The 12129-nt window shown below is 36.9% G+C and carries 12 protein-coding genes; 5 read left to right on the top strand and 7 right to left on the bottom strand.

Annotated elements, in window-relative coordinates; genetic code table 11:
• On the bottom strand, nt 1-867 hold the full coding sequence (locus tag IW22_RS22575; protein ID WP_034731689.1) for a WG repeat-containing protein: 867 nt from the start codon (nt 865-867) through the stop codon (nt 1-3).
• Between the two features lie 22 nt (nt 868-889).
• Entirely contained in the window at nt 890-1678 is a 789-nt protein-coding gene (locus IW22_RS22570; RefSeq protein ID WP_034731687.1) for an SDR family oxidoreductase, read from the bottom strand.
• Between the two features lie 382 nt (nt 1679-2060).
• Here IW22_RS22570 and IW22_RS22565 point away from each other — a divergent pair, with 382 nt between their 5' ends.
• A complete protein-coding gene (locus IW22_RS22565) occupies nt 2061-3893 on the top strand; it encodes an alkaline phosphatase (protein WP_034731686.1) in 1833 nt (610 codons plus the stop codon).
• Nucleotides 3894-3995: 102 nt separating this feature from the next.
• Here the strand turns inward: IW22_RS22565 and IW22_RS22560 are convergent, their stop codons facing one another.
• From IW22_RS22560 to IW22_RS22540, 5 genes are all read right to left on the bottom strand, one after another.
• Nucleotides 3996-4670, bottom strand: coding sequence for a hypothetical protein (locus IW22_RS22560; protein ID WP_034731682.1), 675 nt, complete (start codon nt 4668-4670; stop codon nt 3996-3998).
• Between the two features lie 14 nt (nt 4671-4684).
• Nucleotides 4685-5170 carry a hypothetical protein gene (locus IW22_RS22555; RefSeq protein ID WP_034731678.1) on the bottom strand — a complete coding sequence of 162 codons (486 nt, stop codon included), beginning with the start codon at nt 5168-5170 and terminating at the stop codon, nt 4685-4687.
• Nucleotides 5171-5238: 68 nt separating this feature from the next.
• On the bottom strand, nt 5239-6462 hold the full coding sequence (locus tag IW22_RS22550) for a 3-phosphoshikimate 1-carboxyvinyltransferase (RefSeq protein ID WP_034731674.1): 1224 nt from the start codon (nt 6460-6462) through the stop codon (nt 5239-5241).
• 92 nt (nt 6463-6554) lie between these two features.
• On the bottom strand, nt 6555-6881 hold the full coding sequence (locus tag IW22_RS22545) for a nucleotide pyrophosphohydrolase (protein ID WP_034731670.1): 327 nt from the start codon (nt 6879-6881) through the stop codon (nt 6555-6557).
• Nucleotides 6881-8290, bottom strand: coding sequence for a hypothetical protein (locus tag IW22_RS22540; protein WP_034731667.1), 1410 nt, complete (start codon nt 8288-8290; stop codon nt 6881-6883). The genes IW22_RS22545 and IW22_RS22540 overlap by 1 nt, the downstream gene beginning before the upstream one ends.
• Nucleotides 8291-8470: 180 nt before the next feature.
• On the opposite strand from IW22_RS22540, the gene IW22_RS22535 reads away from it, so the two are divergent.
• From IW22_RS22535 to IW22_RS22520, 4 genes are all read left to right on the top strand, one after another.
• Entirely contained in the window at nt 8471-8722 is a 252-nt protein-coding gene (locus tag IW22_RS22535; RefSeq protein WP_034731665.1) for a type B 50S ribosomal protein L31, read from the top strand.
• Nucleotides 8723-9116: 394 nt separating this feature from the next.
• Nucleotides 9117-10277, top strand: coding sequence for a GlmU family protein (locus IW22_RS22530; protein WP_034731662.1), 1161 nt, complete (start codon nt 9117-9119; stop codon nt 10275-10277).
• Nucleotides 10278-10908: 631 nt separating this feature from the next.
• Nucleotides 10909-11418, top strand: a complete 510-nt coding sequence (locus IW22_RS22525; protein ID WP_034731659.1) for an RNA polymerase sigma factor — start codon at nt 10909-10911, stop codon at nt 11416-11418.
• Nucleotides 11393-12067 (top strand): hypothetical protein, encoded by a 675-nt coding sequence (locus IW22_RS22520; RefSeq protein WP_185113587.1) that lies wholly within the window; start codon nt 11393-11395, stop codon nt 12065-12067. The genes IW22_RS22525 and IW22_RS22520 overlap by 26 nt, the downstream gene beginning before the upstream one ends.
• Nucleotides 12068-12129: the final 62 nt, after the last annotated feature.

The following is a 12129-nucleotide window of genomic DNA, read 5'->3' as shown; positions in this document are numbered from 1 at the left end:
TTATTTGCTTTTATGTTCTTTTCCAGCCTCATCGATGTAAAACTCTTCTCCATCACGCTCTACCACCATCATTCCGTTTGAAAAGGTATTTAAAACTTTGTCGTATGTTTTATCGTTGATATATTTCTGATACGTTAAATTATATATTTTTATTTTTCTGTTTTTACCCGAAACCTTAACAAAACTTCCACTCATAGATGCTACAGAAAAAGGAGAATAACTTTCAATAAGAAACTTTCCATCCCGTAAGTAATATCTGTCAGGTAGCGGTTTCAAATTAACTCCTACAAAATATAAATCATATTTGCCTGCTGTAGTGGTTTCATACACATGTCCTTCTATAAAATCATTAACCAGAGGAACAATGATTCTTCCTGTATTGTCGATGATACCGCTCTTCTCATTATTTTTAACCAAAAATAAAAGTGAACTATTTTGAAACGCTTCTATTTTTTGATATTTATTCCGGATATCCTGAGGAATCTGGCTGATGCTCTCAAGATTTTTATCATCAGTTCTTTTACGTTGTTTTGTATAGTCATCTTGAGAAATTTCATAAAAGGAAGTTTCAATGGATGTCGACAGATCTTCTAAACTTGCACAATTTATTTCAGTGTTGTCCTCCAAAATACATTTAGACTTTTTTTCGAGCTTTACATTGGCAGACATTACATTTTTGTATGTTTTTTGCTGAGAATCGTAAATTTTATATTCTACAAATGGGCTGGCAAAATCATACTGAGGAGCGATGATAAATTTTTGTTTTTCGTCCGCAAACCCCCATTTATCTCCTTTTTTTAATGGGAAAAGCGTTGCTTTCTGGGCTAAAACAAAACAAGATGCAAATAAGAATAAATATTTTACCATGATATAATCTATTAAACTTAAATCATTTCAAATTATTATACTTCTTCATCAGATTTTCATACGTTCCCTGAGGAAGAATCCATTTCAACGGTACTCCGATCTTCTGCCCGAATTTACCAAAATAATAATGGGCCTTCCATTTATTCTTATTCAAAAGATTTTCAACGTAAGCAGCTACCTCAAGAGGTTCGGTTCCGTCGCCCACATGAGAATTCATTAAAGCATAGACTTTATCGAATACACTTTTATAGGGTGCGGAAACTTCAGTTCTTACCCTGTTCTCTGCAATATTCGTTTTAATGTCACCAAGGTGTAGCGAGCAAACATCGATATTCCATGGATAGACTTCATACCTCATCGCTTCCGTTACTTTGTCCAGTGCCGATTTTGATGCAGAATAAAAGCCGCGGAACGGAAGTCCCATTTCGCTTCCGATACTCGAAACATTGATGATTTTTCCGAATTTATTTTCACGCATTTTTGGAAGAACGGCGCTCATCATCTGCACAGAGCCTACAAGATTCAGGTTGAAGAGTTTTAAAATATCTTCCTTGGTAGAATCTTCCACAGCGCCCACCATTCCCATTCCGGCATTGTTGATCAGGACATCAATCCTCGATTCTGTTTTTAAAACTTCTGCGATGGCATTCTGAACGGCAACATTGTCGGTAACATCCGTCGGGATAGACCTGAAATACTGGCTATCCGTATGTTTTCGGCTTAAACCGTATACTTTATGGCCTTTCTTTCCAAAATATTCTGCCAGTACAAAACCTATTCCTGATGAGGTTCCAGTGATGATGATCGTCATTGAATTGTTTATAATTTTTTAGACTTTTTAATTTTTGTTCCGGATGCCGGTGAACCGTTTTTTACCAAGTGTCACAACGTAAACCGTATTTCCAGCAAATGTAAAAAAAGAAAAGTGAACTCTCTTATTTATTTACAGCTTAAAATCAGTCAGTGTGAATATTATAGAATATCGTCTCTCTAAATGAAGATGAATGATAAAATGGAATGATAAAGGTGGTATTTTTTTAAACTAAATTATTAGTTTTATAATGATAGGTCTTACAATCAGATGATTATATTTTCCTTCTAATAAATGCAGATTACGATACTGTTTTTTAATAAAAAGATAAGAAAACCTTAATGAAGCGGGCTGAGTAGCTTTCCTAATTTTGCCCGAACATATGATTACATTATCAAAAAACATAGCAGCGGTACTGGCTTTTGGTCTGTTTACCCAAAATCAGGCTCAGAATTATCTGAAATATACTGTGGGAAATGCCCATTCACATAATGATTATCGGCAGGAAATTCCTTTCTGGCAGGCGTATTATGCCAATTTTGGATCTGTTGAGGCGGATGTTTTCCTTGTAAAAGGAAAGTTGTGGGTAGCACATACTGAAAAAGAATTGTTACCAGAGCGAACATTGGAAAGTCTGTACCTTGATCCGATATCGAAACAGATCAAATTGAACAAAGGAAATATTTATTCTGATGCTATTAAAAAGCTGCAGCTGCTCATCGATATCAAACAGGATTATAAAACATCTCTCAGTGCCTTGGTGAGTATTTTGAAGAAATATCCTGAAATTACAGGCTGTCCGGGAGTTAAAATTGTGATCACTGGCGGAAGACCTCAGCCGGGTGATTTTAGAAACTATCCAAATTATCTCTGGTTTGACGGGAATCTTGATACAAACTATACCGCAGATCAGTTGAAAAGAGTCGGTTTGTTCAGTGCAGACTTTCAGGAACTGGTTAAATGGAACGGAAAAGGGATTCCAAGAGATGAAGAAACAGAAAAGATCCGACAGTCTGTAGCAAAAGCCCATGCTCAGCAAAAGCCTGTCCGATTCTATGGAGCCCCTGATTTTACGAATGCCTGGGTGAATCTGATGGATCTTGATGTGGATTATATCAATACAGACCATATTCCTGATCTAAAAAAGTTCATCAATACCATTCCTAAGAATTTTTATAAGAATACAAAGGAGTATGAGGTCTACCAACCAACGTACAAAACAGATAAAACCGATAAGAAGGTTAAAAACGTTATTCTTCTGATTCCGGACGGAACTTCTCTTCCTCAATACTATGCTGCTTTTACGGCTAATAAAGGAAAGCTGAATGTTTTTAATATGAAATCCACCGGATTATCCAAAACCAATTCATCGAATGCCTACATTACAGATTCCGCGCCGGGATCAACCGCATTTGCTACAGGCGTTAAAACCAAAAATACATTTGTAGGGGTAGATGACCAAGGAAAAGCTCTGGCTCAGATTCCGGATATCATTGCTGCTAAAGGAATGGTTTCGGGATTGATTTCCACGGGAGATGTGACGGATGCAACACCTGCAGATTTCTATGCCCATTCAGACAACAGGAACAGCTCGGAGTCTATCCTTAAAGATTTTGTCAGTTCTAAAACGAAAATTTTAATAGGAGGACCTACAAACGGATTGAGTCAGGAGAATGTGCAAAAGATCAAAGATGCCAAGATTGATTTCTACCAGGATCTGAAATCAGTCAGTAGAATAAATAACCGAACATTGATCATTGATCCTTTGGCTTCACAGAGAATAAGTAATAGAAGAGGAAACTGGCTGGCTGATGCTTTTGATCTTACCTTAAATGATTTAAAGGAAAACAAAAAAGGTTTCTTTATGATGATAGAAGCTTCGCAGACAGATGGCGGCGGGCACAGCAATAATCTGGAACAGCTGGTCACTGAATTACTGGATTTTGATCATGTGGTAGGAAAAGCGATGAAATTTGCAGATGAAAATAAAGAAACACTGGTTGTCGTCGTAGGAGACCATGAAACCGGAGGTCTGACACTTTTGGACGGAAGCCTTAAAGAAGGTTGGGTTTTCGGGAATTTCAGTACAAATGATCATACCTCAATTCCATCCAGTGTATTTGCTTACGGTCCGCATTCTCAGGAATTCACAGGACTGTTTGAAAATACAGAGATCTTTCATAAAATACTGGAAGCCTACGGAATCCGTAAGTAAAAAGTTGTTCATGAATTGTGGATAACTCTGTGGATAAGTAGGTGGATAATGTAAAAAATAAATGAGCAGGATTTTCATTTTGCTCATTTATGTTGTTGATAATCAATAATAAATTTCTCTTTTTAAACCTGAGATTTTAAATTTGTTTTCCCCAATCCTGAAATTGTTCATTTTGATCAGAGTCTTAAAAGGATGGATCAGTTCTTTGTGAATATCTTTGGGGATAATTCTTTCATCCTCATCGCAGGAACCGTGTTCTTCATCAATAATCACTTTTCCTGTTGAGAAATTGATCTCGTTCAGATTATTAAAATCACAGGTGTCTTCAAATCTGTCATGAGATCCGATGAGGTAAAAATCACCGTTCTGAAATCTGAAAGTATGTGTATAAGTTTGCGTATGCCTTGAATTCGTATTGAATATTTGGGTAATAGAAAGACTGTTATTTTTGATGGATATTTCAGGAGCAGCATTGCTTTCCGGATAAAATCCCATTCCACTGGAAAAAAGTACTGAGTTGTTCTCCTTCCATATTTTCAGCTGGCCGTCTATATCTTTTAAGATGAAAAATGATCTCAGGAAATCATCGCGATCATCCAGATTGGTTTTTTTATCCGTATTGAAAATAAGTATGGTTTCATCTTTTCCGTCTTTGTCCAGATCTCCTTTCGCTTCGGCAATTTTTTGATAGCCCTTCGGAACCGCAAAGTTTTTCAGATTCTGGGCATGAAATCCTATGACAAACAAAGAAGTGGCGAGAGAGAAAAGCTGTTTCATTTTAAGAGATTAAATTATGAACCAAAATCATCTTTCTTTACCTCTGTGTCTTCCAGATTACACAGGCATCCTTTGATGGTTTTGTAAACTCCTGTAATCTCAGTTTCTTTTCCCTTGCTGTCTGTAACGGTAATTCCTGTGGAAAATGATTCATCTTCCGCGGAATAAGTTCTGAACAGTTGATATTTATAGTTATTATTGGTAAAGGTCAGATAGTTGAGGTCCATACCTGCATTTTGTTTTCCGCCTCCTCTGTGGTAAGAACTGTAGGTGAACTGCTTCCAGCTTTCTTTGGTCCTTGTGGATGGAAATTTCATGTCTACATGGTCTTTACTCCCGAATCTATACTGAATATAACCGTTCTTTTTATCTTTCACCAAAGCCATTTTCTTTCCGTTTTTGGTGTCAAATGAGAAAACAGTTTCCTCATTAGGCAAAAGATATTGCGCCGAAAATACCATCGGAATCATGACCGCAAAAAGCAGAAAAAAGTTTCTCATAAAATCTGTATATTTTCAAATTACCCCATCACCGCATCATCACATCATCACATCATCAAATTACTGTATCAATGAACCATCACATCATCCAGGTCTTTCCAGAACATCGGGTAAGATTTCTCCACTACATCTTCCTCTTCAATATTGAGTTCTCTGATCAGGCAGAACGGAGCAAAACTCATTGCCATTCTATGATCCTGATACGTTTTGATGGAAATATTTTCTTCCGGTTCTCCAAAGCTTAGAGATTTGATGGTAAGATCTGTGATCTCTGTCTCGGTTCCCAGTTTTTTCAGTTCATTATATAAAGCCTGAAGTCTGTCTGTTTCTTTCACCCTCAAAGTTCCCAGTCCGGAAATTTCGAACGGAATTTTTAAGGCTGCTGCTGTTACGCAAAGTGTCTGGGCGATATCCGGGCAGTTGTTCATATCCAGAACAATTTTTTCCGGGAAAGAGAAATTGGGTTCAGGTATCAGCGTCAGTTTATGTTCGTCTTCTGTGAATATCGTTTTAATACCGAAAAAGTCTTCATAGATCTTAGCAATGGCAGAATCTCCCTGGGTAGACTCTTTGTAAAAACTTTTCAAATGAATGGTTTCTCTCCCCAGTGCACAGATCGAGTAGAAGTACGAAGCCGAGCTCCAGTCACTTTCTACTTCATAATTCACTGTTGACAATTCACTGTTCTCGTCAAAAGGTTCTACTTTAATGGTATTTCCTTCAAAGCTGTTTTTAATTCCGAATTTGGTCAGAATATCCAGCGTCATTTCGATATATGATCTTGAAGTGACCTCTCCAACCAGATTAATTTCCAGTCCGTTTTCCAGTTTCCCAGCAATCAGAAGGAGCGAAGTGATGAACTGGCTGGATATATTAGCCGGAACGTTCACCTGCTTTTGAGTGATTTTTTTTCCTGTAATTTTTAAAGGCGGGTAACCTTCATTCTCCAAATACTCGATTTCTGCCCCTAAGTCTTTCAGGGCACTTACAAGGTTTTTGATCGGTCTTTCCTTCATCCTTTTGGATCCGGTAAGAATTGTCGTTTTTCCTTCAAAGATTGAATAGTAGGATGCAAGAAAACGCATGGCGGTTCCTGCATGGTGGATATCTACGGTTTCCGTATTTTCAGACAGTGCTTTTTTCAGTAGCTGTGTATCCTGAGAATTGGATAAATTCCCGATATGTATGTTTTTAAATAAACTTTCCAAAATCAACAAACGATTCGAAATACTTTTCGAACCGCTGATCTGAACTGTTTTATCTGCTGATAATTTTGATTTTTCTAACTTCATTGTTTCTTCAAATTAGAGACATCAGATGACAGACATCAGATATCAGATTGTTTAACGTCTGATATCTGGTGTCTCATATCTGAAATCTATTTCTATTTTAACTTTTCATTATTCTGATGCCGTTCTTTGTCACGGTCAGTTTTGATCTTCATCTTTTTATCGAAAGCTTCCTGCAGATTCACTCCGGTTTGATTGGCTAGACATAATGTTACAAACAGCACATCTGCCAGTTCTTCGCCGAGGTCTTTGCTTTTATCGCTTTCTTTTTCGCTCTGCTCGCCATATCGTCTGGCTATGATTCTGGCTACTTCGCCTACCTCTTCGGTGAGCATCGCCATATTGGTCAGTTCATTGAAATAGCGGACACCGATGGTTTTGATCCATTCGTCTACCTGCTGCTGCAATTGTGTTATTTCCATTATTGATAAGCGCCAAGTGTAGGGTTAGTGGTTCTCGATACATTCACAATGTCAAGAGGTACGGTTCCCGCTACGGTTAAGTTTCCTTTTCCTCTGGCCGGAGATGTTGTTTTTACTCTTAAATTCATCTTAGCCGCAAAATAGTTAAGGAATTGTGGTTCCTGATTTTTGATGCTTTGGATGACATTAGCACTGGTGTCAAAATTAAATCCTGCTTCAGGTACGCCTGAATATTTGATTAATGAGTTCTGGATCAGGAATTCAAACTGCTGACCCGGAGTCTGTTCAAAATTCACAGAATTGTCTCTGTCTGAGTACACAATACTATTCTTGATGTCAAGACGCTGAAGAGCTCCCTGTTCTGTAGTTCCTGCAGCATTTTTCCATTCATTGGCAGCCGTAATTCCGTTTCTATTGAATGTTCCCATTGTTTTGGAATAATTGGCAATGGTAGCGTGCGTATAGCTGTGATTTCCTCCTCTGAAGATCCCTATGCAAGACTCGCCACAGTTATTCATGACTAAGTTTTTAGCAGTAACTGTTGAGCCAACGGCATAAATACCATATTCAAAAAAATTATAGATGAATGAATTGCTGATATTGGCAATATTCTGTTTCATATCCAGTCCTCTGGTTCCTCCGAAAAGTCTCGCGAAATTCATATTAAGATTAGAATTGGCTTCCATACGGATGGAGTTCCAGTTTTTAGGAAGGGTATCGTGATCCAAGTCATTACGGTCACCACGGAGAATAACTTCATCATTTAGTGCTCCATTAATATTTAAAGTAGCACCAGTGGAAACTTTCATCCCACTGTTGGTGTGGAAATATACTTTTGTTCCGGGTTGAATATCCAGTGTTATATTAGGATTGATGGTAAGGTCACCATAAATAATCTTCGCTTTATTTTTATTCCAGACTGTATGGGTAGCGATCTGATTAGGATTGGTAGGAGTTTGAATGAAGAATTCCGCATCCTGTACTACTGAGAATAAAGTAACATGCTGCTGTCCTGCACCGCTGCTGAATAGAATTTTGTCTTCAGCGATAGCCTCAGGTCCGGTGGCTTGTGGTGCAATTTCAACGAAAATATACATACTGTCTTTCTTTCTCAAAGGAACATCTTTAAAATCGTAGCCCGGTTTTCCGTCTACATTGATTCTATATAATGATGCACTTCCTTTTTCCAGATTGATTCTTGGGATAAGAACGTCTTTGTCTTCATTATTATATACCTTTACCAAATACGTTTCAGAACGTACCTGATGATAAACGGTGTCACAAAATACCGTATCCTTTGAAAAACGTAACTGCTGTGAAGGGGCATCAAAAGTAATATCGTCTTTATTACATGATACCGCTACAAGAAGCATCCAGAAAGAAAAAGCTAGTAATAGTTTGAATTTCATCGAAATTAAAGTTTAATAGATTCCAAATTTAACGAAAATACTTTGAATTTCTTATCAATAAAAAAAATTGAATGGAGTATTTGGATATTTAAAAAAATGTTGTATTTTTGCAGCCTAAAATTAGCAGAGAAATACCATTACTATTTCGAAAGCAAACTTTAATTTTTTAAAAATTGTATTATGAAAAAAGGAATCCACCCAGAAAATTATAGACTTGTTGTTTTCAAAGATATGAGTAACGACGACGTGTTTCTTTGTAAGTCTACTGCAGAAACAAAAGATAGTATCGAATTCGAAGGACAAGAGTACCCATTGATCAAAATGGAAATCTCTTCAACTTCTCACCCTTTCTACACTGGTAAAGTGAAGTTAGTTGATACTGCAGGTAGAGTTGATAAGTTTATGAACAAATACAAAAAATTCGCTAAGTAATTTTTTGTTATCAAACATACTGAAGTCTTCCAATATATTGGGAGACTTTTTTTTTGATATAGATGTTAGAAGCTAGAGATTAGAAGTTAGATGGGTGTATTTTGTACTTGTCTTTATAGGAAGTAATTGTATTCTTTTTAAATAAAAGGAAAGATATTCTTACTATGAGAATCATTAACTAACTTCTAATCCCTAATCCCTAATCCCTAATCCCTAATCCCTAATCCCTAATCCCTAATCCCTAATCCCTAATCTCTAACATCTAATTTCTCCATTCCCGCTATTTTCGTATTTTTGTTCAGAACAGAAGTCAGATGCCTTAAATGATTTGTGAAGCAGAATACTTCCATCTCGAGCATCTAATTTCTAATCTCTAACTTCTAACTTCTATACAATGCAATTAGTATTTTCAGATGCCCAGTATTGGGAAGATTTTCTTCCGCTTACCTTTACCCGTCCTGTTGCCGCCATGCGATGTGGAATCCTTACTTTTTCTGAGCGATGGCAAAAAATCCTGGGAAATACCGAAGTTTCCTATTTTACCGAAAATTATCTTCAGAATAAATTTAAAGCCCCAGAAGATAAGGAAAGTCTTTTCCTTGTGACCAATTTCCTGCCGACTGAAACTGTTATTCAGCAGATTAAAGATCTTAAGCAGGGTGAAGCTTTGGTTTATGAAGATGAGCTGGTGGCTGCGAGAATTAATATGAAGGGTTTTTCTCTGAATCAGATCGAAAAGATGACGGATATCAAAGAGAAACTGACTTTCTTTAAAAAGCCGTCAGACCTGTTTACTTATAATCACCTTGCAATTGATTTTGATTTTAACCTGATTACTGAAGGGAGAACTTCTCAGGAACTGTCTTCTACCAATGGACTTTTAGGAGATAAAAAAGACCTGTTCATTGAAGAAGGAGCACAGATAGAATTTTCTACGATCAATACGAAAACGGGAAAGATTTATATCGGGAAAAATGCTGAGGTGATGGAAGGTTGTAATCTTCGCGGGCCTATATCATTGGGAGAAGATTCCAAATTTAATTTAGGTTCCAAAATTTACGGAGCTACCACGGTAGGGCCACATTGTAAAGTAGGAGGTGAAGTGAATAACATTATTATCTTCGGCTATTCAAGTAAAGGGCATGAAGGATTTGTAGGGAATTCTGTGATTGGGGAATGGTGTAATTTCGGAGCGGATACGAACTCTTCCAACCTTAAAAATAATTACAGCCAGGTCAAACTGTGGAATTACAGAACAAAAGCTTTTGAAGATACAGGACTTCAGTTTGCCGGTCTGATTATGGGAGACCATTCTAAAACAGCTATTAATACGCAGTTAAATACAGGAACGGTAATTGGAGTGGCTTCCAATATATTTAAACCGGGTTTTCCACCTAACCTTGTGGAGAACTTTTCATGGGGCGGATGTAAGGATGATGAAAGGTTTAAATTGGATAAAGCCTATGAAGTGGCAGAACGGGCTATGGCCAGAAGAAAAGTGCCATTAACGGATAATGATAAAGCTATTTTAAAACATATTTTTGATACCTATTAATATTGAAAGCCTCCATTCCGGAGGCTTTTTTTTGCCACAAATGTACGATTGAGAACATTGGCACTTTGTCCATATAAAAATCTTAGATTTTTGCAAAAATTATGTGTTCTTCTATGTAGTTGTATGATCAACTTCAATTAACTAAAGTGTTAAAAAAACTTTGAATCTCTTGTGGCTAATATTTATTGACCACGGATTACACAGGTTTTCACAGATGATTGCGTGTGTTTTTATTCTTTTAAATGGGTGAAATATTTTTGAAAATGATCTTAGAGATCCGCGTAATCAGCGAAATCTGTGGGAGATTATATTTTTAACCACTGATTACACAGATTTTCATGGATGATTACGTTTCTAAAGCTTTGGTAAGCAAAAAAATGGCGTGTGAGTTTTCTATTTCTTTGTGAAATTTCAAATTTATTATAGAGAAAAATAGCAGAAAACTTAAGATTTTCATTTTATCTTCCAGAAAAGAAAAAAAATAGGTATTTTTAGAAACATCATAAAAAGTCTCTTGCAGAAGGGTTTTATGAGTATGAAGCGGAAACAGAATGCAAAAAACAGCAATTATTTTATAATGTAGTGTAATAGAATTAAGATTTTAATTGTCTTACTAATAGAAACAAAACTCATGACCCAAGAAACTTTCAAGAATACGGTGTTTATTCTCAAAGACGAGATGTATCGTTTTGCGAAAAGATTTGTTATGAGCAGTGATGAAGCAGAGGACGTGGTGCAGGACCTGATGATGAAGTTCTGGCAGAAGAGGGAGGAACTGGGGCAATTTGGAAATTTGAAATCCTATGCTTTAAAGTCCGTCCGGAACGAATGCCTGAACCGTCTGAAACACCACGATGTGAAGTTAGGATTTGCAGATTTGCAGCTTCACCGCTCAGAACTATACAGCATGGATATCAATAATCTGAAGGAGTATATCATAGGTTTTATCAACCAGCTCCCGGAAAAACAGAAAATGGTTATCCATCTGAAAGATGTAGAAGAATATGAAGTCTCGGAAATTTCCGAAATGCTGGAGATGGAAGAAAACGCAGTAAGAGTCAATCTGATGCGGGCGAGACAAAAAGTAAAAGAACAAATATCACAACTGATGAGCTATGAACAAAGATCAATCTCAGAATAAATACGACGAAATCTTCCGGGATATAAAGGAAGAGAAAATGGACTGGAGCTTTGAAGACTTTCTTCAGAAAACAGAAGAAGCAGCTCCCGGTATGGAAACAAACGATGCTCCCATCATCCCGCTTCAGAAGAATAAACCTTCTTTCCCGAAATGGTTCTGGATGGCAGCCGGAATAGTGCTTGTTTTCAGTGTAGGTTTTTTCTTTAATGATTACCGCACAGGGGTTATTGAAAAGGAACAGTTTGTAAAAAATGAAGTTTTAAAGCAGAAATCAAAATTTATAGAAGAGAATAACGACCACCAGGAGCAGGTAGCGGTAAACCACACCGATTCTATTTCCGGGGCGAAGAAGGATTCTATATTTCAGGAGAATTCGGTAGCGGAAAAAGATGTACTGGATGAGATTCTGCCCAAAAGAGGAAGACTTAAAAAAGAAACAAGGCCGAGATTTGTAAACAATGCCTCTTTTAAAAACAATAAGGCTTTAAAAGATTCTACAGGCTATAAAAATTCTTACGTTATTGTCAACGGTAAAAGAATCGATAATGTAGAAGAAGCCATCAATGTGACTAAATATTCATTCCAGATATTTGCAAATAACGTTAGTGAAAAGTTAGTACAGCCTACCGTCGTAGACGACGATTATTAACAAAAATAGATTATGCACCTGATCAGGCAAAAATAATCAGCTTTAAAAGAAATAAAAATTGA

The organism is Chryseobacterium sp. JM1, from assembly GCF_000737715.1.
Taxonomy (GTDB): domain Bacteria; phylum Bacteroidota; class Bacteroidia; order Flavobacteriales; family Weeksellaceae; genus Chryseobacterium.
This window is presented reverse-complemented; position numbering and strand designations above follow the sequence as displayed.

What these genes read in the sequence shown, in the direction of transcription:
- IW22_RS22575 (WP_034731689.1), bottom strand. Translation starts at nt 867, where the DNA reads ATGGTAAAATATTTATTCTTATTTGCATCTTGTTTTGTTTTAGCCCAG.
- IW22_RS22570 (WP_034731687.1), bottom strand. Translation starts at nt 1,678, where the DNA reads ATGACGATCATCATCACTGGAACCTCATCAGGAATAGGTTTTGTACTG.
- IW22_RS22565 (WP_034731686.1), top strand. Translation starts at nt 2,061, where the DNA reads ATGATTACATTATCAAAAAACATAGCAGCGGTACTGGCTTTTGGTCTG.
- IW22_RS22560 (WP_034731682.1), bottom strand. Translation starts at nt 4,670, where the DNA reads ATGAAACAGCTTTTCTCTCTCGCCACTTCTTTGTTTGTCATAGGATTT.
- IW22_RS22555 (WP_034731678.1), bottom strand. Translation starts at nt 5,170, where the DNA reads ATGAGAAACTTTTTTCTGCTTTTTGCGGTCATGATTCCGATGGTATTT.
- IW22_RS22550 (WP_034731674.1), bottom strand. Translation starts at nt 6,462, where the DNA reads ATGAAGTTAGAAAAATCAAAATTATCAGCAGATAAAACAGTTCAGATC.
- IW22_RS22545 (WP_034731670.1), bottom strand. Translation starts at nt 6,881, where the DNA reads ATGGAAATAACACAATTGCAGCAGCAGGTAGACGAATGGATCAAAACC.
- IW22_RS22540 (WP_034731667.1), bottom strand. Translation starts at nt 8,290, where the DNA reads ATGAAATTCAAACTATTACTAGCTTTTTCTTTCTGGATGCTTCTTGTA.
- IW22_RS22535 (WP_034731665.1), top strand. Translation starts at nt 8,471, where the DNA reads ATGAAAAAAGGAATCCACCCAGAAAATTATAGACTTGTTGTTTTCAAA.
- IW22_RS22530 (WP_034731662.1), top strand. Translation starts at nt 9,117, where the DNA reads ATGCAATTAGTATTTTCAGATGCCCAGTATTGGGAAGATTTTCTTCCG.
- IW22_RS22525 (WP_034731659.1), top strand. Translation starts at nt 10,909, where the DNA reads ATGACCCAAGAAACTTTCAAGAATACGGTGTTTATTCTCAAAGACGAG.
- IW22_RS22520 (WP_185113587.1), top strand. Translation starts at nt 11,393, where the DNA reads ATGAACAAAGATCAATCTCAGAATAAATACGACGAAATCTTCCGGGAT.